Consider the following 26,810-nt stretch of genomic DNA (forward strand, 5'->3'; position numbering starts at 1 on the left):
AGTAGCCCAACCATCTCTCATCAGTATATCAACCGTCTCCCAACAGTATATCAACCGCATCCCAATCGTATCCCAACAATATATCAACCGTATCCAAAAAGTATATCAACCGTCTCCCAACAGTATATCAACCGTCTCCCAACCATCTCCCAACCATCACCCAACAGTATATCAACAGTATATCAACAGTATCCCAACCGTATATCCCTCCCTCCCATGTCTCCTCTCCGTCGTGTTATTATCGTTCTCCTCTCAGTAGGAGGTGGTTCAGTACTCTCCTATGGAATTTATAAATTACGTCGAGGTGGTGGTGAACTGACAACACAGGATACTCATTCCTTATTGACCAATATTGTTTTTTCAGTGGGTATTATTCTGGGAGTTGGATTTATGTTTTTATGGCGGAAGAAGAAAGGTCTTGATAATTGAATCCTCCGATTGTTTTAACCCTCGCTAACCCCTATACAGAATGAAAATTCCGAATGCGCTTATTCATTCCACATCTCCCTACCTGCTCCAGCATGCGTATAATCCGGTGCAATGGTTTCCCTGGGGGGAGGAAGCCCTGAATAAAGCGCGGGAGGAGAATAAACTCATTATTGTGAGTATTGGTTATTCCGCCTGTCACTGGTGTCATGTGATGGAGCATGAAAGTTTTGAAGACGAAGAAGTGGCGACTGTGATGAATAAGTCCTTCGTATGTATTAAAGTCGATCGCGAAGAACGTCCGGATATCGATCAGATTTATATGGATGCCGTACAGTTGATGACGAGTAGAGGGGGATGGCCTTTGAATGTGATCACCCTGCCCGATCAGCGTCCTATTTATGGAGGTACTTACTTTCCAAAGGAACAATGGCGAACCAGTTTGCTGAAGGTTGCCGCTTTTTTTCGAAATGATCCCGACAAGTGTACGGAGTATGCCAACGAACTGACGGAAGGTGTGAATAAGATCAGTAAAGTTGTTCTGGTACCGGATAATGCCGATCGTTCTTTTCCTGACCATGCGGAACTGCTTCAACGTTGGGCGAAACAATGGGATAGGGAAGAAGGAGGTATGTTGCGTGCGCCGAAGTTTCCACTTCCCGATAGTTATCGCTATTTAATGGCAGCAGCATTTATACGGAAAGATGCAGATGCTATAGATTATGTGAAGATGACATTGAGTAAAATGGCATTCGGTGGTATTTATGATCAGGTGGGAGGAGGTTTTACCCGCTATAGTACAGACATGACCTGGAAGGTACCGCATTTTGAAAAGATGCTCTACGACAATGCGCAGATGGTCTCGCTTTATTCAGATGCCTTTAAACTGACAGGAAATAAATTGTATCAGGATATTATCACAGAGACACTGGAATTTATCGCGCGCGAAATGACCTCGGTAACCGGTGGATTTTATTCAGCGCTTGATGCAGATAGTGAAGGAGTAGAAGGAAAGTTTTATTGCTGGACGATCGATGAAGTGCAGGAGGTAACCGGAGATGATTTTAAGTTGGCAAGCGAATATTTTAATTTTAATGAGCAGGGCTATTGGGAACATGATGTATATATTCCACTTCGGAAGAATAGCGATGAAGAAATTGCCGGACGTTTTGGTTTGAGTTTATCCGAATTGAATATACGTATTTTCACGATCAAAGAAAAATTATTTCAGCGGCGTTCCGGCAGAGTGCGTCCCGGACTGGATAATAAAATGCTCTGTTCCTGGAATGCCCTCATGATTTCCGGGTATCTCGATGGGTATGCGGCATTGCAGAAGGAAGAATATCTAAACGCTGCGATCAATGCTGCATCGTTTATAGAGAAGGTCTTCCTGAAGAACGATGCGCACTTACTGCATAGTGCGAAGGAAGTGAATGGAGAAGTGATGGCTACAGTTGATGGATTTCTGGAAGATTATGCTTTTGTCATTGATGCATTTATTTCGCTTTATTCGGTGACAATGGAAACTTCTTACCTGGAGTTGGCCTCTCGTCTTACACAAACGACGATGGAAGAGTTTCATGACAAAGATTCCGGTTTGTTTTGGTTTACTTCTTCAAGAGCTGAAAAATTAATTGCCCGAAAACACGAAGTGCAGGATAATGTTATTCCTTCTTCGAATGCTGTTATGTCGCATAATTTGCTGGGTTTGTCGGGGATTAATGGTGATATATGAATGGAAACATTGTACAGGAAGATGCTGGTGCAGATGAAAGACGAGGTCGTGCGTGCTACACCCTGGCATAGCCGGTGGGCGAGGGTGTTTTTGGAATTGGAACAGGGCACGGAAGTCGCCATTTGCGGAGATGATGCTGCAATAAAATTAAGAGAAATACTGCGGAATTATCTCCCAACGAGTGTAATAGCAGCCGGTGTATCTTCTTCTTCCATCGCTTTGCTGGAGCACCGTTTTGTTGCCGGAAAAACTGGTATTTATGTTTGCAGGAATCAATCGTGTCAGCAACCTGTATTTTCTTCAGCCGAAGCGATCTTGCTGATTCAGGATTAAAGTTTTGAATTACCTTTGGTCGCTCTTAAATGATACTATGAAAAAAAACCTATGGGTAAGTATTGCTATTGTCGGAATACTATTCACCTCTTGTAACGGCCCTAAAAAAGATAAAGAGGCCCTCGCCTTTGCAGATCCATTATTGGAAAACAGAGATACCAGTCTCTCTCCCGGCAACGACTTTTTCCGTTATGCCTGTGGTACCTGGTTGAAGAATAATCCCATTCCCACCGCTGAAAATTCCTGGGGTATCTGGAGTTTAGTGCAGGAAGAGACGTATAACCGCATGCGAAAAGTGAGTGAGGAAGCGGCAGAAAAGAAATCAGCAGCCGGTAGTAACGAGCAAAAAATTGGCGATTTTTATTTTTCGGGTATGGATACCGTTACCATTGATAAATTAGGTATTACTCCTTTGAATGCCGACTTGCAACGCATAGATGCGATAAAGGATTTGAAGTCGCTTGGAGAGGTGATTGCGCTGCATCAGACCTATGGTGTTGGGCCTGTTTTCGGTGCATATATTTTTCAGGATGAGAAAGCCAGTGAACAACAGGCGCTGCATTTTTATCAGGGCGGAATTGGCTTACCGGACCGCGACTATTATTTTAATACTGATAGCCGGACTAAGATGATCCGTAATGAATATGTACTTCATCTGGCCGCCATGTTTAAGTTAATGGGAGAAGATAGTGTAAAGGCTAAGTCGAATGCTGCTACTATCATGAAAATTGAAACTACGCTTGCAAAAGCTTCCAGAAAACTCGAAGACCTCCGTGATCCGTATTTGAATTACAATAAAATGCAGGTCGATGGATTGAATTCCCTGACTCCTTCCATTGACTGGAAGTCGATGTTAGAAGGGATGCATATTAAAAATGTAGATTCCGTGATCGTCGGTCAACCTGAATTTTTCCGTGAGGTAGAGAAGAGTTTGAAAGCCTATCCCATCGAAGACTGGAAAGTGTATCTGCGCTGGCAACTGGTAAATACTTTTGCGGCCTATCTCAGTAAGCCATTTGATGATCAGAATTTCAAGTTTTATCGCACGGTATTGAGTGGAGTCAAAGAACAACGTCCGAGATGGAAGAGAGTAGTGGTTGAAGTGGAAAATTCTATAGGTGATCTGCTCGGACAATTGTATGTTCAGGAATATGTTTCTCCTGCATTTAAACAACGTTATCAGGATCTTACCAATAATATTCTTGAAGCATATCGGGATCGTATAAATATGTTGAGTTGGATGTCGGATTCTACAAAGCAAAAGGCGTTGGTGAAGTTGAATTCAATTACAACGAAAGTCGCTTATCCGGATAAGTGGAAGGATTATTCCGCGCTGCAAATAGAAAGGAATAATTACGCCGGGAATATTTTGCGAAGCCATGTCTGGGCTCATGATTATGAAGTAGCGAAATTGGGTAAGCCCGTGGATCGTACAGAATGGGGAATGACTCCTCAGACGTACAATGCCTATTACAATCCTTCCAATAATGAAATCGTATTGCCGGCTGCTATATTTATTATTCCGGGTCTTGCGGATTCATTGGCAGATGATGCGATTATATATGGTTATGCAGGTGCATCGACAATCGGTCATGAACTTACCCATGGCTTTGATGATCAGGGGCGGCAGTTTGATGAGAAAGGAAATTTGCGTAACTGGTGGAATTCAAATGACGAGATGGAATTCAATAAAAGAGCTAAGCTGATTGTGAAGCAATTTGATGAATTTAAAGTGTTAGATAGTTTAACTGTAAACGGCGAAGCTACTCAAGGTGAAAATATTGCCGACCTCGGTGGCGTTGTACTCGGCTATGAAGCATTCAAGAAAACGGAACAGTATAAATCCGGTAAACTCATCAATGGCATGACTCCTGATCAGCGTTATTTCCTCGGCTATGCACTGAGTTGGTTAGGACATATGCGCGATGAGACATTAGCGATGCGCATCATGACGGATGTTCATGCTCCGAATTTCCTTCGTATCAATGGACCCCTCGCCAATATCCCCGAATTCCACAAAGCTTTCAATATAAAAGAAGGTGATCCGATGTTTCGTCCGGATAGCCTTCGGGTGAATATCTGGTAGTAGTGACAGGTCGCGACCTGTCTCTATCACCCGACCTGTCTCTGGTAATGACAGGTCGCGACCTGTCTCTACTACGGACCGACCTGCCCGTCATGACAGGTCGCGACCTGTCACTACGACCTGTCTCTGGTAAAGACAGGTCGCGACCTGTCACTACCACCCGACCTGTCACTACTACCCGACCTGTCACTACCACCCGACCTGTCACCGCGACCACCCCACCGGCCCGTCATGACAGGTCGCGACCTGTCACTACGGCTTTTTCCTGTGCATGAGGAATAATCCTGTAATCGCAGCGAGGGCAACAAAGCCATAGGATAGATCTTTTTTCTCCCCCTGTTCGGATTCATCCTGCATGACGAAATCATCCTGACTGATGGCTGCAATGGAATCGGGTAATTTCACATCGTTACTTCCAATCGGATCATTTTCAGACGGCACAAGCTCAGTCGGTTGTGGACGGAAAGGTTTTGTTTTTTGATTTTTATTCTCTTGATGAATTGATCCTGTCTTGCCATCCGGAGGTTGCGGTGCCCTGTACCCCTGAAAATAAGACGGATATTCCCTGTACCGGCTCACATCCCAACCGGTGAGTGTTGCCAGTTCTCTTAACTCGTTTTTCCTGCTTTGAATTTTTTGCTCCTGATAGGATCCCCATTCCGGACAATCATTGATGTAAGGTGCCGGATGATTTAAGATATAGCGACATTGAAATTGTTCCCGGTTAGGAGTTTCCTGAAAGATAAGGTCTTGAGGAAAGTCTCTTCTGTTATACGTCACGTGCAATCGGGTGAAGAATAACTGTCCCGTATAGCCGCTCCATCCTCCCGATTGTAACCAGTTCACTCCCGCTTCGGTTATTTCATTGTATAGAGGCGGCTGACTCGGGCAAGGATCGCACTTCACTGAATTTTGTCCGCTGAGGTCCCAGGCATATTCAAGAAATATATTGTCGTAACCTTCCCTGCGAATATTCTCTTTATACAGATCCGTATAGAACTTTCCGAAATGATCTTTAATAAATATCGGAACATTACGGTCGCTGGGCATTTTTACCGTGCGGTAGTTACTGGTTTCTATTCTTCCTTTTTGTGAAAATGCATAGATGATCATGTCCTGATTCCCTTCTCCATTCGCCATCCCTAAACGAATCGGAAGCATGAACTTGGGCGAATTGAAACTGATTTGCAATGGTCGCAGAATCTGACTCGACAAGCGCTGCTGCTCTTCCAGATTTACTTTTACCACAAAGAATTTCATATTGCTTTTGATATAAGGTTCCAGTACTTCACGGGCTCCATCCGGAATTTTATACCCATGATCATTTAACCATCTCTCCAATCCTCCTGATTCCTGTGCGTTGAGAATTTGTATGTCATATTCTCCAACGGTATATCGTGCCACCACAGCTACTCTATACATGTCTTCTTCTCTCGACATCTCGCTGTCACTTACAGGAGCTCTGCTCTTCATGGTAGCCGCTGCCTGTACGCTCTCGTTCAAGTACATGCGCTGGCATGGTCCCTGGTCATGGTACTCTACCAGTCGGGGCCCGGAGTAAGCATCAAACTGATCGAAAATGCGTCGCTCCACCACTTTGATATCTTCTCGCTGTAGTACTGTTGGAACAGGAATCACCATGGCGAAATCAGAAACATTGCCCTGGAAATCGGAACTCATAGTTATTGTGCTTCGGTCTCCGTTTCTCACGAGGATGACTTGTGAGGTTTTGTTAAATAATTTTGCATCTGCTCTTGCAACATAGAAGCCGCAAAAGGCTTGCACCTGCTGTTGTGTGAGGAGGAACAGCAATGCCAATAGGAGGTTTTTTTTATTCATGATAGATTTATTTTTAGATGTGTTTTGTTAAGAGTTATAAAGCAGGGGCTGTGGTAATTTTCTCCGGTATCCGATCCTGCCAGGTCCATCGCTCGCCCTTGAAGAAATAATCCAGTACAGATGTCAAAGGCGAAAGCAGAAATAAGGCCCATAACGGTGATCCGTTGACCCAATGGTAGGCTTGTAAATAGAAGGCGAGAAGTCCGACGGAAAAAGCCCAGATTATGCGTACAATTTTATGGGAAGGAGTAGAGGCCGGATCGGTAATCATAAAAAAAGTGAAGAGTAACAACGATCCGCTGGTAAATAAATGTGTCAGGGCATCCACCGGCCAGTTTTGCCATAAGAGCATTCGTATCAGAAAAGCTCCTCCATAAGCGGCGATAAAACTTAACGCTAACTCCAGTCGGTTGGCTCGGGTGACAACAAGAAAACCCAGGATGCCTACTAAGAATAACCAAATGCCTTCACTTCCCCATTGCCCGGGTGATATCCACCCCTGACCGGTTATTAAGATGGTGGCGCATATGCCTACGTTGGCCGGATTGAAGAAGTGCTTACCATTGGTTTTGAAAAAGAACTTTGACGAAATAGCGATAAATGCGGCCAGAATTACTACTGTGGTTTGATCGCTCCGAAACAGCAGACATAAGCTAAAAGAGGTGATCAACGCACTTTTTAAGGAGTGAATGGGCAGTCGAAGGAGAAGGATACCGGCCAGTTGTGTCGTTAATGCTATCAGGAATGTTAGGGGAATTTGCCATCCCGGCATCGACCAGTTGAGGGCGAAAAGTCCGGTCAGGAGAAAGATGAATAAGAAGGTGAGTTGATAATGTCTTGCGTCGGAGCTGTAATCAGCAATCCATCGGGAAGTTCCCGATCTTATTGTTGTGAGCATATGGAAGAATTTTGAAGGTAGATGTAGTGCCGACAGGAATTCCATACCGTCCGGAAAGAAAAATCTGCATTTTAGGGCACCATGACCCGGAAGAAGACTTCCTTCGCTTAACTTAGCGTCGCGGAATACCCGACTTAATAAAGTGGCGGACTTCCATAAATAAACTCACTTGCAAGAAGAATAATCGTATGTTGATTTTAAGATTGATCAGAGAGAGTATCATCATGGCATGGCATGCGTTGGTTGTAAATAAACTGCGTACGTTTTTATCATTGCTGGGTGTGACGATCGGCATCTTTGCAATTATCACGGTCTTCACCGCCGTGGATAGCATGGAAAATAGTGTGAAGGGAAGCGTAGAAAAATTAGGAAATAATACCGTTTATGTGCAGAAATGGCCATGGGCTTTTGGTGGCGACTACCCCTGGTGGAAGTACTGGCAACGCCCGCTTCCCACCATCGATGAGTTGACGCAATTAAAGGATCGCTCTCAGCTGGCAGAGAATATGGCGTTTATGGCTTTTTTAAATGGCCAGACTTTAAAGTGGGAAGGGAATGTGGTGGAGAATTGTGATGTCAGCCTGGTGAGTCATGATTATGAAAAAATTTCAGGATTTGATTTGTACGATGGCCGGTATTTTACGGAAGCGGAATCGAATGGCGGTTATCCGGTGGCGTTAGTGGGCTTTGAAGTGGCTGCCAATTTATATCCTTCTATTTCTGCATTGGATAAACCGATCACCGTGAAGGGGCGCAAAGCTAAAATTGTAGGCGTGTTTGCCAAAGAAGGCGAGAGTATGATCGGGAATAGTCATGATAAATCAGTAGTGCTTCCCGTGAATTATGGCCGTAAGTTTATTGATATCCGCACCGATCGCTCCGGACCGATGATCATGGTGAAAGCAAAACCGAATGTGACCAACGCGGAACTTATCGACGAATTGAAAGGGCATATGCGGGCGATCCGACGATTGCGTCCCGTAGAAGAAGATGATTTTGCATTGAATGAAACGAAATTGCTTTCCGCTCAGGTGGGTCAGTTGTTTGATGTGATTTCATTGGTGGGTGGAATCATTGGGGGCTTTAGTATTCTCGTGGGTGGTTTTGGTATTGCTAATATTATGTTTGTATCAGTGCGGGAACGGACTCCCATCATCGGTATTCAAAAATCACTGGGAGCTAAAAACTATTTTATACTCGTTCAGTACCTCACTGAAGCTGTTATCCTTTGCCTCTTCGGCGGCGTGCTGGGTCTGCTGCTGGTGTACTTCGTGACCCTCCTGGCAAGTGGCTCCGGTTTTGAGATGTCATTGTCATTGAAGAATGTGATAATGGGATTGAGCGTCTCTGCTATCATCGGAGTCATCAGCGGATTATTTCCCGCCGCTTCTGCTTCTCGTCTCGATCCGGTGGAAGCCATACGGGCGAATGGGTAGAGTAGTGTTTCTATTAATAGCAATAGATTTCTACCAATGAAAAATGGCGGGATTTTTAATCTCCCCTGATGCATTTAACCTTAACTAATATTCCTTAGTTCCACAGAAAAAACAGATGGTTTTACTAGTATTAGAAAATCAGTATGATGCTGTAAATTAGAAGTGTCTTATGGTATAACACGCTTGATAAGTCTTACCTGAGACCTGATATGAGCTCTTCGATGTACAAGCCCTGTAGGGGCGGTATCTCTGTAAATAAGAATATCATCTTCTCCCCCTATGCCGGCAGCCGACCTTGGTCGGCTGCCGGCGGTTGAAAGGAAAGGCGAGTTTGTCGGTTACAGAGATACCGCCCCTACAGGGCTTATGACGAAGAAATAATCATCTTCACTCCGACGTTATTTCTTTTCTTTTTTTTTGCACAAAATTTTCTCTTGAAATTAGCCTTCTAACTCCAGTGCTTAAATCAGGAACAATCGCATAAGATTTCTATCCATAAAAAAAGGGGAGATGTTTAGTCTCCCCTGATGTTTTTAACCTTAACTACTATTTAGTACTTAATCAATTTTTGCTGGTAACGATTTCCGGATTTCATTAACTCAACCGTATAGACTCCCGGTTGTAATCCGGATAGCGATAACGTGTTTTGCAAATTGTTGAACGTATTGTTGGACACCCTTCTTCCTGTTGCATCATATAGGTTGACAAGTACCTCTCCCGGCTGCTGGAGATGGATGTTGAGGATTTCGTTCGCAGGATTCGGGAAGAGTTGAATGCCTGAGGCATCAATACTCTGCAGACCTGTAGTGCTGATATCAACCGTCACCTGAACTTTGTTACTGGTGCAGGTTAATCCGGTCTTCTCTACACTGATGTCGTAGAAGTAGTAATAATACTGACCTCCGAAATTATTGCCGGTTAAATTAATCGCATCGGGAATGGAATAGGGATAACTCACACCAACTGAATTTCTTTTCAGTCGTGGTGAAATATTTCCCCAACCCGGGATGGCCTGATTGAAAGTGGCATCCGTAGTTAAATAATAGTCTGTACCCGGACTTAATACGAAATCTAATGTAATCACCTGAGAATCCGGAGCAATGGTTACATCCATAAATTGCAGTAAACTATCCGCGCTGTTTCTTAATTCTATTCTGCGCAAGCCCGGAGTATCAGTATACACTTTAGCCGTTTTAAGTGTGCAGGGTTTAATCACATCAAAGAACATGCGTGCATTGGTCGTGTTCGCACTGAATTGGGTATTGCCTGATGGTACAAATAATCCTGTATTAAATGTTCCGGCATTATATTTTTCAGAGTTGTCTACCCAGTAGTTTGTTTGTGCAGTAAGTACGGGTGTGGTAAAAGTGGGTCCTGTAAAAATAGGTGTAGTTGCATTCAATGAATCATACCAGTTGATCACCGTTCCTGTTGCATTTAATGTGGCTGATCCGGGACCTTGTATTGTCACATTATTGGTTGTTGGGTCAGGTACTACATGTACAGTCACAGAAATGGGCGTAGAGGTAAATTGCGCACAGAATCCCTGTATGGTTAATGTGTAGACACCGGTTTGTGTAATAGTAGTAAACGGCGTGAAGTCACCATTTGACCAGGTAAAACTACTTGCACCATAGGTTTGTGATTGCAAAGTTATTGAACTGCCATTGCAAAATTCTGTTTCACCGGTGGCTGTAATTACAGGTGTTTGATCAGGATCCTGTTCAATGATAAATGTAGGGGAGATGGCTTTACAATTATTTCCTGCTGCGCTGACTTCTACATTATATTCACCACCTGCTGTAATGTTTAGCGTTTGTAACGTGCTTCCATCATTCCATAAATAACCTAAACCGGCAGTAGTGGCGGTAAGCGTTTCTGTAGTCCCTGTGCAAATTACATTGTTTGTCTGACTATAAGTGACACTTGCTACAGGAGAAACACAATCATTTTCAATGATCGTCATGAACTGATCCACTTGTGGATTAATTACTGTTGTCGTAATTCCGCTGGGGAACTTTACTACAATGGAATCAATGGTGGTAGAAGTGCCAAGACCGAAATGTAACATGGCTGTATTTGTTGTTCCATAGTTATCACCGGCTCTTACTTCGCGAATCTGTGTTCCCCATGATCCATAAATTAATGCTCTGGCTCCGATAGCACCTTTATTACTGATCGTGCCAAGTAAATTGATGGTAATAAAATGATTGTTGTTGCGGGTGTTGTTCATCCATAACACATCATCAATATTAGAAGGATTGTTGTAGGCATCCCCATAGCTGGTGTACAGGTCAATTAATCCATCGTGATTTAAATCTCCGGTTGCAAAAGAAAGCATGTCATTGGTATTAAACAGCCCTTCGATTTTTGTAAATGTTTTATTTCCGTTATTGTGGAAATAGCGGTTAGAGGAACCGGCAATAAGTAAATCTACAAATCCATCGTTGTCAAAATCCTCCATCGTGCTTTCAACAGGAGTGATATCAGAAACATTAAAACCACTATTGGCAGTAATGTCGGTATAATGTCCGGTACCGTCATTTTCAAGAATCTGACTGGCATGATCGTGATTGGTGACTAATAAATCTAAATCACCATCATTGTCAATATCTCCGAAGGAAGCTGTCCAGGTTTGCCAGCCGACATTGATATTATACGCAGCGGCATCTTCTGTAAAGTTATTATTGCCGTCATTGACAAACATGACATTGATCCTTCTGCCATCAGCAGGATTTGTTACACCCTGCTTGCACTTGGCAATGTATAAATCAAGGTCGCCGTCGTTATCAAAATCAGTCCAGACACTGCCATAGTTTCCGCTATCATCTGTTCCGGTGACATCAAAATTTATTGTAGTGAATGATTCAACTAAGGTACCTGTTCCATTGTTGATGTAAACATGACTCATGGCATTGTCATCACAAACGAAAAGATCAACCCATCCGTTGTTGTCGAAGTCAGCGAAGGTCATGTTTTGTACAAAGAAACTGGAGTTGGGTATGCTGACAAGTGTAGCGGTAGTTCCGGTGTTATCTGTCATTAATATCCGCACAGCCGGTCCATAAGCACCTGCCGCTACATCCATAAATCCATTGTGATCTAAATCGGCAACAGCCATACCCCATGCCCAGCCTGCGGATGAACTAAAGGTTCCGAGATAAATGGTTTGAAATTGATTGTTGGTGCGCTGCACGTCTACATAGCAGATTCTGCCATCGTCCAGGCGGATAATGTCGTCAAGTCCATCAAAATTCCAGTCAACTACAGCCAGACAATTACCACTTTTTATGGTGCCATTGGTCAGCTTGACATTTTGATTCTTGAATGTAACCTGAGCATTGATACCTGTGGATATCAATAGTGAAGTTACAAAGAGGAGTGAATAGAGTTTTTTCATTTAAGGAGTATATTGTTTCGGATTTCTGTTTAATATTTGATTACTTTTTTCAGGGTTTTTTCATTGCCTTTTCTGAAGACAAGATAATAAATACCCGGCTGGTCAGGGAGTGTCAAGTTAAACCTTTTTGTTGAGTTCCTGAAGGGAGCCAATACTCTTTCTCCATTTGCTTTAAAGCATTCTATTTCAACGTTTAAGGTGGATGATTCAATATGGACAATGCCGTCTTTCGTTGGATTTGGCCAGATCTTTATCGCTGCAGGAGATGTTGTGGAAGCAATACCTACCGGAATGTTAATATTGTTTAACGTATCGGATGCAATTAAGATGGGGTTTTTATTGGCATTGGCATACATGTTCAGAAAAGTATCGATTTCTGCCGAGCTGAATTGCTGCATCTCTGAAAGAAAGGCCGGTGGTAAGGTCTGGTAATACACATTGGCATAAACCGTAAGGTCGCCGATATATCCATCTAAAGGAACATGATAATGCACGATATCAGCACCACTACCTTCGATTCCTGAAATTTTATTGAAGTCGGAATCAAATTCTGCGTCACCCACAATTTTGCAGGTATCGTATACAGGATGTAAGGTGGTGAAGCCCAAAGGTGGAAGTCGATTGTCTTTGAGTTGTACGGCCGCTCTTTCTAAAACCGTTGTCCGGTCGCCATTTACATCTCCCATCACCATTTCATAAACCTGCGTACGGCTGCTGCTCCTGATCACATCATGATGCGGCTCCAGTATGGTGTCAATATTGGCCACTTCAAAATTACTGTCGAATATTCCTGAAGAAAATAAAGTGTCTCCATTTGCTTTCAATACGATGAATTGAAGAACGGCTCTTCTGGAGGGATATCCACTCGGAAATTTATGTCCGGCTTTATTGAGTAGGCTGATGTTAAAATAAGCCGTGTCTCCTACAGCAGAGTCATAGGTTGAAACAAGGTCGAGCGTTTGCTCTCGTAACAAAGTGGTATTTGCTTTGAGTGTGGAATCGAAATTTTTATCAGGTGCAGTTACTCCCAGACTGATTTTATTGTCTTTTATCAATTGAACCATGAACGTATTGGCTCCTGCAAAAGTGTGGAGGTTAAATGGCGTTCTTCCCAACAATGAAACGTATCCGTTCGCGATCTTTATCGGATCTTCAATTTTGGGCATATGGCAAGTCTGACAGGTCATTTGCTGTCCTGTGGGATAATCAGAATTAAGATACTCATGATACGTGGCCTGCTCTACAAAACTACCTCCGGTTGGAGTTCCGGTGAGATCCACTGTATTTGAAATTAAAGTGTGACAGGGAGAACAGGATTTGCTCTCTGATAAATGGAGGACCGTAAGAAGGCAATAGCGAAACATACAATTGCATAGGCCCGATAAATGGACCCGGAAACGGACCGTAAACTACGCGATTGGTATCGTAAGGAATCTGTCCTGTAAACAAAACACCAAGACTGGAAGAATCTTTTATTCCATGGCAACTATGACAGGAAACTCCCGATTGCCCGAGCGAGTCAATCGCAAGATCAGCCAGCGTATAGTGAGGTTGTCCTTTGTAGAAAGCCGTGTAATGTCCGAGTGGGGCATGGCATTTCGTGCATAAATTTTGAAGCTCATTCGCATGCGAGGGATTCACCAATACTTCGTGACTCACCTTAGCTCTCCAGAAGGGATCAACAGCCGCAAGTCCCATCATGGAAGTTTCCCAATCGTCATAGAGATTTACATCCATTCCGTTGAGGTCCACATTGGCTGCTCCAAGAGAATCAAACCCATGGCAGCCCTTGCAATTTTGTGGAAGTGAAAAATACTCTCCCGAATCAAGTGGGGTTTGCATATAGGATTTGAAAAAGGATATTTCTTCTGGTGAATGAAAGGGGTTACTCGTTTTTCCCGGAAACGAAAAACGTAGAAGAATTACGACGACAAGCAGGGCCGTGAGGTATGGAATTTTCTTTTTCATGTTGGTCACTCTGAAAATATACGAATTTGCGATCGCTTTCGTTACAGATTTTCGGGAAAATTAAGGAAAACTATTTACAGAAGTCACTCTTTTCGTTAAAAGATTACAGGAATAAAAAAAGTTTTAAAAATGGGCACTTCCGACGCTGAAGAACAATGTTGTAACGTCTGTTTTTAACAGGTCCTTAAACTGAGTAAATAGGGTGGAAATTGATCAAAAACCGACAACTTATTTCCAGACTTTCCAATTATAAGAATGGATATCCTTTAAGCTATGTGCCAAAAGGTCAATACAGCATTGAATATCACTTTTATCTGCCATTTCTATGGCCTGATGAATATGTCGGGTAGGAATGCTGATAGCACCGGCAATAGCTCCGGTTTTTCCATTGCGCTGAAGTCCTGCTGTATCAGTGCCCCCGGCAGGCAAAATCTCCGATTGCCATTTGATTTTATGCTTGTCGGCGGTTTTTCTTAAGAAATCCACCATTCGGGTATCACAAATGGTGCTGGAATCCATAATTTTTATGCCGGCTCCTTTGCCCAATTCCGTCACCATTTCCTGCGGACGTGCTCCGGGAGTATCAAAGGCGATGGTGGTGTCGAGGTTGATGCCGAAATCAGGCTCAATATGATGTGCGGCCACCGATGCGCCCCGCAATCCGACCTCTTCCTGGACCGTGAAACTGGCATAGAAATCATAGGGAATATTCCCCTTCAGCTTCCTCAATGCTTCTATCAATATAAAAACAGAAACGCGGTTGTCAATGGATTTGCAGTTGACGCAATTTCCCATTTCAATCAATTCCCGCTGGCGGGTGACCGGATCTCCAACAGAAATGATCTTGTTCACTTTCGCTTTTGGGAGTCCGAGGTCAATAAAATAATCCTGTATTTGTGGTGCTTTGTTTCGTTCTTCCGGCGTCATTAAATGTATCGGTTTGGATCCCATGACTCCAACCACATCTTCCTTCCCATGTACGATGACGCGTTGAGCTGTCAATGTTTTTGGATCGAATCCACCTAATGTATGAAAGCGTAGAAAGCCCTTGTCATCAATATGAGTCACGATAAAACCAATCTCATCCATATGTGCCGCCGCCATCACTTTGGTGCGGTCCTTTCCTCTGCGGATAGCCGTCAGATTGCCCATCTTGTCGATGCTCACTTCATCTGCAAGTGACTTTACTTCTTTTTGTACGATTTCACGAATACGGTTTTCATGCCCCGGTGCGCCCGGTGTTTCGCAAATAAGTTTTAGAAGAGAAAGATTCATAGTGTTAAATTAGAGAGGACTAAGGTATATTTTATTCTTAAACCCGGAAAGGGGAGTCCTCTTTTTTTATTAAGAAACAGGTATACAAGGGAATGGAACAGGATGAACAACCGGGCACAATAAGTCATCTAAAATTGCCAGGACAGTTATTCGATTTTGGTGAGTTTTATAGTGTTAGCGGTTGATCGTTCCTGAAGGGGGGTACTCGCAATATGTATGATATAATGTCCTTGCTGAACCAGCTCTTTGTCGACAAGGTATTTTTTAATATCCGAAATAGTGACATCTGTACTTTCATACTTATCATAGTAAAAGCCCCGAATGCCCCATACCAGATTCAGGGTGTTGAGCAGTGGACGATTGTCGGTGAAGATATAGATGAAGGCTTTTGGCCGGTGAGCGGCTATCTTAAAAGCAGTGGTACCGGAATGCGTCATGGCCACTATAGCGGAAGCATCGGTTTGCTTGGCCATCACGGCAGAGATATAGCAGATGTTTTCCGGAATGAAATTCGGGGAATCATTGGCAGGCGCATGTTCACGGAAATAAATGGAGTCCTGATCTTCCACTTCACTGATGATGCCTTGCATCGCGCTCACCGTCTCAACAGGAAATACACCCACAGAGGTTTCAGCACTCAGCATCAACGCGTCGGCGCCGTCGAAAACAGCATTGCCCACATCGTTGGCTTCGGCACGTGTGGGACGGTAATTTACAATCATGCTTTCCATCATTTGGGTAGCAATGATCACCGGCTTGGCCGCTGCATTGCATTTTTTTACGATGGACTTCTGTATCACCGGCACTTTTTCCATCGCCATCTCTACACCCAGATCTCCGCGGGCCACCATCACCCCATCACTCACCTGAATGATGGCATCGATATTCAGCACCGCTTCCGGTTTTTCAATCTTGGCAATGACCCGTGTCATGCTGTTACGGGACTTGATGATGTTCTTCAACTCAATCACATCTTCCGGTTTTCGCACAAACGAGAGACCGATCCATTCTACATCGTGCTTTAATGCAAAATCGAGGTCATTTCGGTCTTTTTCGGTAAGGCTCGGCAGTGAGATCAGCGTATTGGGAAGGTTAACACCTTTTCTGCTGCTCAAAGGTCCGCCATGGATGACTTTTGTTTTTACTTTTTCATCCGGTAAAATTTCAGTCACTTCTAATTCAATTTTGCCATCATCCACCAGCACGGTATCACCGATTTTTACATCCTGATAAAAGTGCGGATATTTTATAAAAACCTCCGTGCTGCTGCCCGGCACCTCATGATGGTTTAATAAAAGCTCATCTCCGTTTTTCAATACGATATCTTTCTCGAGCAAGTCGCCGATACGAATTTTCGGTCCTTGCAGGTCGAATAAAATGGCGATATGTGCATTTAGTTTTTTGTTGAGATCACGGATGGTGTGGATGATTTTTTCCATCATGGCATAATCACCATGAGAGCTGTTAATTCTACAGACATCCATCCCGGCAAAAATCATTTTTTCAAGAGTTTCCTCGTTAATGCTGGCAGGACCAATGGTGGCAACTATCTTAGTTCGATTGTATCGGTTGATGATCATTTTACTGGTGGGAGTTTTGGTTTTTCCCCGTCTTTGTCAATATAGGGTTCCAGATAGAGAAAGTTTTCCGCCGATTTTAATCCGGACGGTTCAATTTCAAAGGTACTGCTCACTAAACTTATAAATCGGATTTTACGTTCGAGTTCTTCAATGGTGGTATATCGGCTATAATTTTTAATAACCAAAAAATAATCGCATTGTTTCAACTCGGGAATAAAATAATATTTATTTCCTTTATTGGAGATCAGATACACTTCCTCTTCATCTTCGTTTAAATAAAAAAAGTAAGGAAAGAGACAAGTGGTCCCCTTGTTATCCGGCTTTATTTCCAGATCCGGAAGTTTTTCAAAATTGTAGAGTAAATACCGGTTAAGTTCAGCACATAATTTATAATCGCGATAGGCACAGAAAATCCCTAAGAGCAGGAAATCATAATCCGGCTTAAAGTCTAAGGTAAATGTCTGTTTTTTTGCCACGTCTCAAAAGTAGAGAAAGGGTGCCCTTTAAAACAACGAAAAATTAGCCCGTAGTCCGGAGTTCTTAACAGTAGAAAGTTCAAAGTGTTGTTGCTGATTTACAGCTATTTGTATATCAAAAGTATTTTTTGCTTTTGTGAGGAGCTGCTACTCCCCATTGCTTGCGGAAGTCTCCTTCGGAGAATTAGACTTTTGCTCGTGATGGGGAGCGACGCCTCCCTCACTTCCAGCTACCGGCTTTGGGGTTAAATGATGTTATAATGATAAACCCAAGCGTCCGCCGCGCATTCCTTGCGCCTATGCGGTTAACCTACAGCATTGGCTAGTCAGAATTTTAATGACCGACCGGTTTTTCAAGGTTATTCCCTAATTTTATTGTGATGAAAAATTTCTTTTGCGCTTTGCTTTTGATGACTGCGGTTTTTGGTGGCGGGAAGGTGTTCGCACAGTTTAATAACAACACTTGGATTTTTGGTGATAGTGCAGGGATAAGTTGGAATTCGACAGGTGCAATCACACAGTTTAAATCTGCAATTGATGCACGAGGGTGTGTAAGTTCAATTTCTGATAGTAACGGTATTGTTTGCTATGTATATCGTAAAGACCTCTTGATTCCTGTTAACGGTGTAGCAATTAATAAATATCATTTAATGATGGAAAATGGGAATTACATGTATGGGGGAGGTTGGTATCATGAACGATTGATAATTCCAAACCCTGACAATGATTCCTTGCTTTATATTTTTTCAGCCAGCGTCACTTCAAGTGGCCCTTTCGGATTATATTATTCAAGAGCAAATTACAAAGCAAATAATGATAGCGGAATTGTCATCCAAAAAAATGTAATGCTAAATAATCTTCCGGCATTTGATGCCTTGATGGCTGTTCGCCACGGTAATGGCAGAGATTGGTGGTTGATTTTTCAGCGATGGTTTGCACCTAATGCAACGACTCCCACTAACGCATACTTTTATTATTTAAAAGACCCTTCAAGGGTATTTCAGGGCCATTCAACCAGAATACTGGATTAGATCATAAAACCAACTTAGGTCATTTAGTTTTTAATACTGATGGGAGCAAATTTGCAATGGTTTCAATAGCAGGCTTAATTCAACTCTGCGATTTTGACAGATGTACCGGACTGATTACTTCTTTTACTGCAATTCAACCGGAGGGACCCGGGCCATTTCCATTGGTATTAACAAGTTGCGCCTTTTCACCCAATGAAAGGTTTTTATATGTTTGTGAAGCCTCAATTAGCACGCAGCCATCTACTATCTGGCAATATGATTTAACAGCAAGTAATATTGCTAACTCCAAAGTCGCCGTAGGTGTTTTTAATGATCCGAATATGGGTGTTTGGTCAATACTTAAAGCACCTGACGATAAAATTTATATTTCCACATTTGATGAAAATTTTGGGCCCTATCCGGATACCAGTACAGCATACTCACCATAAACTCCAACCTCTCCGTCATCAACCAACCCGATTCACTTGGCCTCGCCTGCGATTTTCAACCCTTCAGCTTTTACCTAGGTGGCGCCAGAACTTATTACGGCCTCCCCAACAACCCCGATTACGAACTCGGTGCCTGGGTGGGCTCGCCTTGTGATACGCTGAGTGTGGGTGTGGAGGATAATGTACCGGAGCAGGAGTTGTTTTTTCAGGCATGGTATAATAGCGAGTGGAATATGATTCACGTCAACGCCTCCAAACTCAAAGGGAGAACGGGGAGTTTGCGGTTGTTTGATTTGGAAGGGAGGTTGGTGTTTGAGAAGAAGGTGGAGGTGATAGCGGGAGGGTATGTCACGGGAGAGATACCGATGAATGCGGTGGCGAATGGGGTTTATCTGGTCAATCTTATTACTGATTCGGAAAGTGTTTCGTCGAAGGTTGTCAAATTTTAGTCACATAAAATTAATATTTAAACGCGGCGATCGCGGAGGTTTCGCAGCGATCGCGGCGGTTTATCATAACAAATCATAAAAATCCTAATAAATCTGCGGCCCATCAAGTTTGGATTCACGAACGGTAGTAATGAGGCAGGATTGATAATTTGTAAAACTACCGGCAGTTGTTGAATCGTATCCCGTTCTCAAAAGCTTACCTTTGCAGCATGTTACTTGATGATGAATATTTCATGCGTGCTGCACTCTCGGAGGCGAAGGTTGCCTTGGAAAGGGATGAAGTGCCGATTGGAGCGGTGATTACTGCAAATGGTAGAATCATTGCCCGCGGACATAATCTGGTAGAGCATCTAAATGATGTTACTGCCCATGCGGAAATGATGGCGTTTACAGCAGCAGCAAATGGATTGGGAGGGAAGTATTTAAAAGATTGTACCTTGTATGTTACACTCGAGCCCTGCCTGATGTGTGCCGGTGCCGCTTTCTGGACACAGATTTCCCGAATTGTGTATGGGGCCAGTGATGAAAAACGAGGCTACTCTTCCGTTTCTGGTGGAGATCATGTCCTGCACCCTGCCACCCAGGTGAAAAGTGGTGTGTTGGCAGAAGATTGCGCGGCCCTGTTAACAGCGTACTTTAAATCGAAACGCTGATTATACGTTAATAGCTTGTAAAACCTGCTGCGTAAGTGGCTTGTTGAGGAATTTCCGCACAAACGGGTTTTTGTTGGCTCTGTTCAAATCCCTGAAACTCTCTGAAGTGGAAAGCATGACGATTTTAATTTTCATGCGTTGGTTTTCAGGCAGTTTTTCGAATTCGTCAAGAAACATAAAACCATCCATTTCCGGCATCATGATGTCCAGGAATATGATTTCCGGCCAGGTAGATTCGGTGGCGGTTTTCAAAAAGGTTAATGCTTCCTTGGCTTCCTGGTAAGTAACGACATTCTCTGCGAATCCATTCGACTCAATCATCTTTTTGTTGATGAAATTATCAAGCGAATTGTCATCGATTAACATTACTGACTGGTACTTTTCCTTCCCGGGGGTACTTTTTTTCTCTGCGGTACTTTGACTCAAGATCTGGCTGCTCATTTTTTTCTCTTCTGTGTTCTTTCTTTTTTTTGTTGGTCTGGTGCTGGAAGGTTGGATAGGGTTTGAAACGCAGTCCCCGCCTCGCGGTTGAGTAAAAAGTAAAATTGTCTTACATTGATCTTGCAGGAAACCTTGCATTTCTTACAAATTAATGGGAGGGTATTAAACAGGAACAGTCGGCATATAGCCAACTGCTCCCTCCAAACCAACCAACAGCCTAACAGGTGTTAACCTGCCATCCGAAGCTTTTGCTGCACCGTTTCCGGTACCATCGATTCCACATGATATCCGTAGAGTCCTACATATCCGGCTTCCGGGTAGGGAACCATGTCAAACCAAATGTTTAATCCGCTGAAAGTTACTTTGCACTCCGTCGGGACTTTGTCATTGAAGACGAAATTAATTTCAGGGTAGGCTTTTAGAATTGCCGAAGGGATTTTTGCACCTTTCCGGCATTTCCATTCCCCGAGTAAGGGAAGAGCTGTTAAGTTGGAGTCGATCAGCCGTTTGTTATAATCAAACCGCATTACAGGGAATGCGTCACGCAGATCGTTTTGTGTCATTTTTGATTTTTTCATGTTATTTCTTGAAGGCTTGCTATGCAATGATACATGCAGGGTTTCACTCTGGTGGTTAAATATTCACATGAAAGTTACATTTCTTTTGCAGCAATGCATGTTGCCTTCGTACCTTTGCAAAGAATTTAAAATAGAAAATATGCCATACCCGGAACAATTATGCGCTCCCATGCGCAAAGAACTTACCAGTATTGGATTTACTGAGCTAAAAGATGCAAGTGAAGTTGATACCAACATTCCTACTGCGAATGGGACTTCCTTGCTTATGCTTAATTCAGTTTGTGGTTGCGCGGCAGGTGCTGCACGGCCCGGTGTGAAGCTGGCCCTCAGCAGGACTGAATCAAAGCCGGATCATCTGATTACCGTTTTTGCAGGTCAGGATATTGAAGCTACCGTTCAGGCACGTAAATACCTGGCGCCCTATCCTCCCTCTTCACCTTGTATTGCCTTATTCAAAGATGGAAAGGTGGTGCATATGCTCGAACGTCATCATATTGAAGGACATTCGGCAGAGATGATTGCTGAAAACCTGAATGCAGCCTTTGAAGAATTCTGCTCGGTAAAAGCTTAATAATTCAATTGGAATCTTACAAAAGCGGTCTCAAAAGGATCGCTTTTTTTATTTGTGAAAGGGACGGTACGAGTATTTGCTGACTTGTACCTGCATTCAAGAGTGAAATTATAAGTCAACTAAATTCAACCGCTTAAGTTGTTGTCTACAGAGAGCGTGGCTGAAAATATTACACATCTTTTGGAAGATTATAAATCCGCTTTTTCATGAAAATTCGACTTTATTTTTGACTGTAAATAATCCTAGTTATAAATTTCTGAAAATTAAATCTTCGATTTAAACGCAGCGACCGCCGCGAACCCGCCGCGAACGCAGCGTTTAAGTTTGGAATCTTTACTGCTTTGGATGGTGTTTTAATCACTCTAATTTACTTTATACCTGCTCTTAGTGCGGTTTATATCCCCTTTGGACTTCTAAGCTTTATGGAAGTAGGCTCCGTTTATCTGTGCCTGCCGACCAAGGCTAAAGCCAGGGTGGCCAGCTGAGCAAGAAGTGGAAATTAATCGCACTTAATAAAAGGGCATTTGCCTTCTTTCTCAATAGCATTCCGGATGATTTCCCGCACCTGATCCCGCAGTGCATTGGCATCCGCTTCCGTCAATCCGGTAGTGGAAATGGCTTTGTGGATGATAATTCTGGAACGACCCGGTCTCAATACCATTTTTTCATTTTCCCGATCCGGAAAAATACTCCAGTTATCCAGAAAGGTAATGGGTACAATCGGAATTTGCATTTCAATCGCCAGTTTGAAGGCGCCGTTTTTAAAAGGTCCTAACTCCGGTGCACAGGGTGGGATGGTGGCTTCCGGAAAAATAGCCAGACTAATTCCCTTAACTAAGTCCTTTCGGGCCCGCTTATAGGCTTTATGCGAATCCTTTATGCTACTCCGGTCAACTGAAATATTCATCCGTTTGAAAAATATATTGAACATGGGTACATTTCGAAGCTCTGCCTTACCCATAAAGTGAAAATAGTTGGGGAAGGCAATATTCGCGGTTAAAATATCCAGATAAGAAGAGTGATTGGGCGTGATGATATAGGCTTGCTTCGGATCAAGTGCTGATTCTTTTTTAATCGTATACCAGATCCCTGTGGTAAAAAGTATCCAATGTGCCCATATTTTCTTTAATCTCCAGGCATAAATAAACCAATCTTCACGACTCAGCAACAGCAAAAAGACGGGGTAAAGGGGAAGAAAGAAGAGAAATCCGCTCAAAAAGAACCAAACACACCAGATTCTTCGAAGGAGGAACGACAGATATTTCACTTTACAAAGATACCAAAGTATTTTTCTTCGTTTATTTTCACCCCATGAATCGTTTAGGTATCAAGAGAGGTTTCCGGAGATGGTCTGAATCCTTTATTTTGGGCTCTAACCATCCCCTGGCCAGGAATTTACAAGGGCGGTTTCCCCGGTTATTCCGGTTTTTTTCGTTGCGATTCGATCCCCATCACTTTCGTGGATTGCCGCTGACATTATTTTTAATTGGTGCGGTTATCAATGCATTCATATTGAGTGAGCTTGCTGAGGAGGTACGGGAAGTCTCCCGGTTGAGAGATCTGGATCGTTTGCTGGCACAGTATTTTTTTGATTTACGTAGCGACGCATGGGCAGATCGGATTTATCATTTCACCCGATTGGGAAGTTCTCCTACTGTATTGACATTGCTGGGATTATTGTCGCTGTTCTTGTTGGTGAAGAAACGAATGAATGCCTTTATCGCCATCTTATCTGCTCTGACAACAAGTGCAATGACTGCTTTTGCGGGAAAACTATACTATAAATATCCGCGGCCCGTCGATCAGGCATGGTATGAGGAGTTTTCGTGGTCTTATCCAAGCGGACACGCCACGGTAGCCATGGCTTATTATGGAACGCTGTTTTATCTGCTGGTGATGCATTCTGAAAATTATAAATGGAAAGGGATAGTCGCATCAGTCGGGATCATCTTCATTCTGGCAATGGGTTTTAGCAGAGTGTACCTTGGAGTTCATTATTTGAGTGATGTGATCAGTGGCTATTGCATCGGCTTTGTTTGGTTATTGTTTTCGATTACTTTGCTGGGATGGCTTGATTTCAGGAATGAAATCCGGCGGCAAAACTGATTATCGATTATCTTCGCAGCCGTATGGAAACAGTAGTTAGCGGAATCAGAAGCACAGGTAATTTGCACCTGGGTAATTATTTTGGAGCGATGAAGAATTTTCTGCGGATGCAGGAAGAATATCATTGCTTCTTCTTTATCGCCGATTATCATTCTCTCACTACACATCCTCATCCTGAAAATCTGAAAAGTAATGTGCGGCAGGTGCTCGCAGAATACATTGCCTGCGGTTTAAATCCTGATCAATGTACACTCTATATTCAAAGTGATGTGCCCGAAGTAGCAGAGCTGTATTTATTGCTCAATATGAATGCCTACATGGGCGAACTGGAACGAGCGACAACATTTAAAGAGAAAGCCCGAAAGCAGCCCGATAATATCAATGCCGGTTTATTGACCTACCCCGTTTTAATGGCTGCGGATATTCTTCTGCATAAAGCAGCAAAAGTTCCGGTAGGGAAAGACCAGGAACAACATCTGGAGATGACACGCCAGTTTGGAAATCGTTTTAACAGAATGTATAATGTGGATTATTTTCCTGAACCTGTAGCTTTTAATTTCGGAGGGCAACTGGTGAAAGTTCCCGGGCTGGATGGCACAGGTAAAATGGGGAAGTCGGAGGGAGAAGGAAATGCCGTATTTCTTTTTGATACCGACGAAGCATTACGAAAGAAAGTGATGCGCGCTGTCTCTGACGCGGGACCAACAGAACCCAACAGTGTGAAGTCCGAAGCGATACAAAATTTATTTACCTTGATGAGTCTTGTTTCTTTACCTGAAACTCTTCAGTTTTTTGAGAATTCGTTTAATGAATGTACGATTCGCTATGGTGATATGAAGAAGCAATTGGCAGAAGATATGATCACTTTTATTCAACCCATCCGGTCAAGAATAACAGATACCTTAAAAGACGAGCAACTGCTGAAAAATGTAATGAAGCTGGGCAAGGAGAAAGCGCAGGCTTCTGCAGCTAAAACCGTGCGTGAAGTGCGTGAAATAATGGGGATTAATTATTAAGCTAGCTACCGGCTTCCGGCTTCCGGCTTCCGGCTTGCCGGCTACGGCTTCGGTTTCGGCTACCGGCTATCGGCTTCCGGCTACCGACTACCGGCTACCGGCTTCCGGCTTATTTTCAATACGAATAAATTTTCTCTACGGAATAATAATGCAGCTTACGGCACTAACATTTCAACTCTTCTCTAAAAGTGAGGGCCGGCAGCTGGTAGCTGGCAGCAGGCAGCCCAAAGCATTTTAATGGATTGTAAAATTTAGATTGGAGTAACCGCTTTAATAAACTTAACGTTTATCTTTTCCATCAATGATTTGCAGTATTCATAATTGCGTTGTGAAACTGCTCTTCTGAAAATGTTTAGGTTTTGCAATGAAATGAAATAGTAATCGCTTCGGTAAAAGTCACTGTCAATTTGTTTGTCAATGATTCCGTATTTAATTGCTCCATTGATCAATTCAAATTTTGCAGTGATGTTTAAATGTAGTTCGATTTCGTTGCCTTTCATAGTGGAAGATTTGTAGTCTTGTTACGGCAAAATACGATCCATAGTTTTAAGAAATCTGCATTGTTTGGGTTAATCTTACATTATGTAAAAATATTTATTCAGAAGAAGTATGTCTTGTGGATAACTTATGCTTTCAGGAAACAGAAAAATAAGGTACAGGTTATTTTACCTTAACAAGCTCTCTGTAATAACGGATCATATCCGTTGATCCTACAGCAGTAAAGCCGGCAGAACGCAACATGGTAATCAATTGTCCGCGGTGGTAAGTGCTATGGTTCATGACATGCATAACGATCTCTTCGATGGTGTTGAAGAAGGAAGTGCCGTCGATGGATTTGAATTCGACAGACGATAAATGTCCGTTTTCAGATAATTTTTCGACAAATCTTACAAAGTCAATGCTGCTTTGATGAATGGCATCCAACGATTCTTCAAGGGTCCCCTTGAAATAATGACTGGGCCAGGTGTTCGGTGATTCTCCCTGCAATCTCTTGTACCAGATTTCCTGTGCATCCCATAGATGATAAAGTGTTTTTCTGACAGTAGGAAAACTACTGGTCATTTCCTGGTCAGCAATGCTATCGCCGGCCTCTTTGATATAGGAACATATCCGGTCGTTCGCCCAGACATTATAATTGCAAAGTTGTAACAGATGTGAAGCCATAAATTTTATGCAGTAGGGTGAGGTGGTATGTGGAGGAAGTGGTGAATTTTAAAGAAGTGTACTTTGGAGGAAGGAAAGGGGGAGTGATTTACCCGAATGTTCAATTCATTTGCAGACCATTCAGGAATGATTTATCATACTTGCAGCCATTTGATTTGAAAACATATTCCGGTGCTGAAAAGAGTTTACAATTCCCTGTTTAACAAAGGCATGTCCAGAATTTTCTTCAAATATTTTTCTTTGGTCACTTGCTGCAATGCACCGGCATGACGGAGGTGATGCATGTCGGTGCCCAGCGCGCCAATGATACCCATGTCGATCAGTTTTTCAGCTACTTTTTTTGCATCCGGTCCATAATATCCTGCCAGTGAATTCAAGTTCAATTGAAGGGTGACACCCATTTCATAAAATCGTTTGTAATGATCCAGGTCTCTATGCCAAAAGGGATAACGTTCAGGATGTGCCAATACCGGTTTGTATCCCAGTACCTGCGCCCGGAACAAGACCTCATTCACATTGTCCGGAGGATTGATATACGATACTTCTACAAGCAGATAATTATCTCCAAAAGTCAGTAATTTCTCTTCTTCCAGTTTTCTGATAAATCCATCGTCGAGATAATACTCCGCGGCAGCGCTAACTTCTACAGGGATATTATTTTCAACAAGTGCTTTTTTAAGTGTAGCTAAACCTTCTAAAATTATCTCAGGAGTGTTTCGGAAATAATCACTCATGATATGAGGAGTGGTGATGAATTTACTGTAGCCTAATCCATGCATGATTCGGATGAGCTCCAGACTATCTTCAATTGTTTTGGCACCATCATCAATCCCCGGAATGAGGTGAGAATGCATATCGGCTTTTAAAGTAGAGAAGTCAATGCTTTCTTCTTCATCTGATCCGGAGGAAAATTTTTTAAAG

Annotated in this window: 27 protein-coding genes; 13 read left to right on the forward strand and 14 right to left on the reverse strand. The window is 43.0% G+C overall.

Going from position 1 to position 26,810, the window contains the following annotated elements:
* Window positions 1-216: 216 nt before the first annotated feature.
* From IPJ86_18610 to IPJ86_18630, 5 genes are read left to right on the forward strand one after another with little or no spacing between them, the layout of a single operon-like run.
* Window positions 217-429: a hypothetical protein gene (locus IPJ86_18610; protein ID MBK7889229.1), complete on the forward strand. Its 213-nt coding sequence runs from the start codon at window positions 217-219 to the stop codon at window positions 427-429.
* 40 nt (window positions 430-469) lie between these two features.
* A complete protein-coding gene (locus IPJ86_18615; GenBank protein ID MBK7889230.1) occupies window positions 470-2,161 on the forward strand; it encodes a thioredoxin domain-containing protein in 1,692 nt (563 codons plus the stop codon).
* Entirely contained in the window at window positions 2,162-2,494 is a 333-nt protein-coding gene (locus IPJ86_18620; GenBank protein MBK7889231.1) for a hypothetical protein, read from the forward strand.
* Between the two features lie 37 nt (window positions 2,495-2,531).
* The gene (locus tag IPJ86_18625) at window positions 2,532-4,580 is read left to right on the forward strand and encodes a M13 family metallopeptidase (GenBank protein MBK7889232.1); all 2,049 of its coding nucleotides are present in this window, start codon (window positions 2,532-2,534) and stop codon (window positions 4,578-4,580) included.
* Window positions 4,581-4,627: 47 nt separating this feature from the next.
* A complete protein-coding gene (locus IPJ86_18630) occupies window positions 4,628-4,855 on the forward strand; it encodes a hypothetical protein (GenBank protein ID MBK7889233.1) in 228 nt (75 codons plus the stop codon).
* Here IPJ86_18630 and IPJ86_18635 read toward each other — a convergent pair.
* On the reverse strand, window positions 4,833-6,419 hold the full coding sequence (locus tag IPJ86_18635; GenBank protein ID MBK7889234.1) for a DUF2330 domain-containing protein: 1,587 nt from the start codon (window positions 6,417-6,419) through the stop codon (window positions 4,833-4,835). The two genes, IPJ86_18630 and IPJ86_18635, sit on opposite strands and share 23 nt — an antisense overlap.
* A 34-nt stretch (window positions 6,420-6,453) precedes the next feature.
* Window positions 6,454-7,317, reverse strand: a complete 864-nt coding sequence (locus IPJ86_18640) for an RnfABCDGE type electron transport complex subunit D (GenBank protein MBK7889235.1) — start codon at window positions 7,315-7,317, stop codon at window positions 6,454-6,456.
* A gap of 188 nt (window positions 7,318-7,505) precedes the next feature.
* Between IPJ86_18640 and IPJ86_18645 the strand changes: the two genes are divergently transcribed.
* The gene (locus IPJ86_18645) at window positions 7,506-8,753 is read left to right on the forward strand and encodes an ABC transporter permease (protein MBK7889236.1); all 1,248 of its coding nucleotides are present in this window, start codon (window positions 7,506-7,508) and stop codon (window positions 8,751-8,753) included.
* Window positions 8,754-9,303: 550 nt separating this feature from the next.
* Here IPJ86_18645 and IPJ86_18650 read toward each other — a convergent pair.
* The 6 genes from IPJ86_18650 to IPJ86_18675 form a co-directional block, all read right to left on the reverse strand.
* Entirely contained in the window at window positions 9,304-12,153 is a 2,850-nt protein-coding gene (locus tag IPJ86_18650) for a VCBS repeat-containing protein (protein MBK7889237.1), read from the reverse strand.
* Between the two features lie 29 nt (window positions 12,154-12,182).
* Entirely contained in the window at window positions 12,183-13,433 is a 1,251-nt protein-coding gene (locus tag IPJ86_18655) for a T9SS type A sorting domain-containing protein (protein ID MBK7889238.1), read from the reverse strand.
* Window positions 13,402-14,121 carry a hypothetical protein gene (locus tag IPJ86_18660; protein MBK7889239.1) on the reverse strand — a complete coding sequence of 240 codons (720 nt, stop codon included), beginning with the start codon at window positions 14,119-14,121 and terminating at the stop codon, window positions 13,402-13,404. Before IPJ86_18660 ends, IPJ86_18655 begins: the two co-directional genes overlap by 32 nt.
* Before the next feature lie 228 nt (window positions 14,122-14,349).
* A complete protein-coding gene (locus IPJ86_18665; GenBank protein MBK7889240.1) occupies window positions 14,350-15,396 on the reverse strand; it encodes a M42 family metallopeptidase in 1,047 nt (348 codons plus the stop codon).
* A 146-nt stretch (window positions 15,397-15,542) separates the two neighbouring features.
* Window positions 15,543-16,976 (reverse strand): pyruvate kinase, encoded by a 1,434-nt coding sequence (gene pyk, locus IPJ86_18670; GenBank protein MBK7889241.1) that lies wholly within the window; start codon window positions 16,974-16,976, stop codon window positions 15,543-15,545.
* A complete protein-coding gene (locus IPJ86_18675; GenBank protein ID MBK7889242.1) occupies window positions 16,973-17,452 on the reverse strand; it encodes an IPExxxVDY family protein in 480 nt (159 codons plus the stop codon). The genes pyk and IPJ86_18675 overlap by 4 nt, the downstream gene beginning before the upstream one ends.
* 380 nt (window positions 17,453-17,832) lie before the next feature.
* Here IPJ86_18675 and IPJ86_18680 point away from each other — a divergent pair, with 380 nt between their 5' ends.
* The 4 genes from IPJ86_18680 to IPJ86_18695 all read left to right on the forward strand — a co-directional run bounded on the left by IPJ86_18680 (window position 17,833) and on the right by IPJ86_18695 (window position 20,013).
* Window positions 17,833-18,483 carry a hypothetical protein gene (locus tag IPJ86_18680; protein ID MBK7889243.1) on the forward strand — a complete coding sequence of 217 codons (651 nt, stop codon included), beginning with the start codon at window positions 17,833-17,835 and terminating at the stop codon, window positions 18,481-18,483.
* A gap of 56 nt (window positions 18,484-18,539) precedes the next feature.
* Window positions 18,540-18,911, forward strand: coding sequence for a hypothetical protein (locus IPJ86_18685; GenBank protein ID MBK7889244.1), 372 nt, complete (start codon window positions 18,540-18,542; stop codon window positions 18,909-18,911).
* 137 nt (window positions 18,912-19,048) lie between these two features.
* Window positions 19,049-19,360, forward strand: a complete 312-nt coding sequence (locus IPJ86_18690; protein ID MBK7889245.1) for a T9SS type A sorting domain-containing protein — start codon at window positions 19,049-19,051, stop codon at window positions 19,358-19,360.
* Window positions 19,361-19,569: 209 nt separating this feature from the next.
* Window positions 19,570-20,013, forward strand: a complete 444-nt coding sequence (locus IPJ86_18695; protein ID MBK7889246.1) for a nucleoside deaminase — start codon at window positions 19,570-19,572, stop codon at window positions 20,011-20,013.
* Here IPJ86_18695 and IPJ86_18700 read toward each other — a convergent pair whose 3' ends face one another.
* On the reverse strand, window positions 20,014-20,454 hold the full coding sequence (locus tag IPJ86_18700) for a response regulator (protein MBK7889247.1): 441 nt from the start codon (window positions 20,452-20,454) through the stop codon (window positions 20,014-20,016).
* A 227-nt stretch (window positions 20,455-20,681) separates the two neighbouring features.
* Window positions 20,682-21,032: a hypothetical protein gene (locus tag IPJ86_18705; GenBank protein MBK7889248.1), complete on the reverse strand. Its 351-nt coding sequence runs from the start codon at window positions 21,030-21,032 to the stop codon at window positions 20,682-20,684.
* Between the two features lie 139 nt (window positions 21,033-21,171).
* Here IPJ86_18705 and IPJ86_18710 point away from each other — a divergent pair, with 139 nt between their 5' ends.
* Entirely contained in the window at window positions 21,172-21,603 is a 432-nt protein-coding gene (locus tag IPJ86_18710; GenBank protein MBK7889249.1) for a BrxA/BrxB family bacilliredoxin, read from the forward strand.
* Between the two features lie 499 nt (window positions 21,604-22,102).
* On the opposite strand, the gene IPJ86_18715 is transcribed toward IPJ86_18710, so the two are convergent.
* Window positions 22,103-22,870 (reverse strand): 1-acyl-sn-glycerol-3-phosphate acyltransferase, encoded by a 768-nt coding sequence (locus tag IPJ86_18715; GenBank protein ID MBK7889250.1) that lies wholly within the window; start codon window positions 22,868-22,870, stop codon window positions 22,103-22,105.
* Window positions 22,871-22,914: 44 nt separating this feature from the next.
* Here IPJ86_18715 and IPJ86_18720 point away from each other — a divergent pair, with 44 nt between their 5' ends.
* Together IPJ86_18720 and trpS are read left to right on the forward strand one after the other, a co-directional pair.
* Entirely contained in the window at window positions 22,915-23,709 is a 795-nt protein-coding gene (locus tag IPJ86_18720; GenBank protein ID MBK7889251.1) for a phosphatase PAP2 family protein, read from the forward strand.
* 23 nt (window positions 23,710-23,732) lie between these two features.
* Window positions 23,733-24,725, forward strand: a complete 993-nt coding sequence (trpS, locus tag IPJ86_18725; protein ID MBK7889252.1) for a tryptophan--tRNA ligase — start codon at window positions 23,733-23,735, stop codon at window positions 24,723-24,725.
* Between the two features lie 251 nt (window positions 24,726-24,976).
* Here trpS and IPJ86_18730 read toward each other — a convergent pair whose 3' ends face one another.
* From IPJ86_18730 to IPJ86_18740, 3 genes are all read right to left on the reverse strand, one after another.
* Window positions 24,977-25,225, reverse strand: a complete 249-nt coding sequence (locus IPJ86_18730; protein ID MBK7889253.1) for a hypothetical protein — start codon at window positions 25,223-25,225, stop codon at window positions 24,977-24,979.
* A gap of 160 nt (window positions 25,226-25,385) precedes the next feature.
* On the reverse strand, window positions 25,386-25,889 hold the full coding sequence (locus IPJ86_18735; protein ID MBK7889254.1) for a DinB family protein: 504 nt from the start codon (window positions 25,887-25,889) through the stop codon (window positions 25,386-25,388).
* Between the two features lie 185 nt (window positions 25,890-26,074).
* Entirely contained in the window at window positions 26,075-26,770 is a 696-nt protein-coding gene (locus tag IPJ86_18740; protein MBK7889255.1) for a capsular biosynthesis protein, read from the reverse strand.
* Window positions 26,771-26,810 lie beyond the last annotated feature (40 nt).

Source organism: Bacteroidota bacterium (genome assembly GCA_016713925.1).
GTDB lineage: Bacteria > Bacteroidota > Bacteroidia > AKYH767-A > OLB10 > JAJTFW01.